This window comes from Nostoc sp. 2RC (assembly GCF_014222165.1).
In the GTDB taxonomy this organism is placed as follows: domain Bacteria; phylum Cyanobacteriota; class Cyanobacteriia; order Cyanobacteriales; family Nostocaceae; genus Nostoc; species Nostoc linckia.
Genome location: NZ_JACKZU010000855.1, coordinates 1 through 243, shown reverse-complemented (window position 1 = coordinate 243; position 243 = coordinate 1). Strand labels below are relative to the sequence as shown.

At 38.3% G+C, this 243-nt stretch carries 1 pseudogene; it reads left to right on the top strand.

Going from position 1 to position 243, the window contains the following annotated elements:
* A pseudogene (locus GNE10_RS35250) lies at positions 1-243 on the top strand (hypothetical protein); the annotation flags it as partial.

Here is a 243-nt window from a genome sequence, read left to right as displayed (position 1 = left end):
AACGTAACAAGAACAACGGAAACACCAAATAATACTTATCGTAATGGTTATGTCAATGGACGTAATATTGAACGTAACTATCAAGTCGAACGTGATAATGAAAATGCAGCTAATGGGCTGATTCTTGGTATCTTATTAACCTCCTTAGTGGGTCTGATTGCTGGCGCATTTTGGTACTTTAATCAAAACGATGCAGCCGTTGAAACTAACACACCAGTAGAAAGTCCTGTACCTGTTAACACT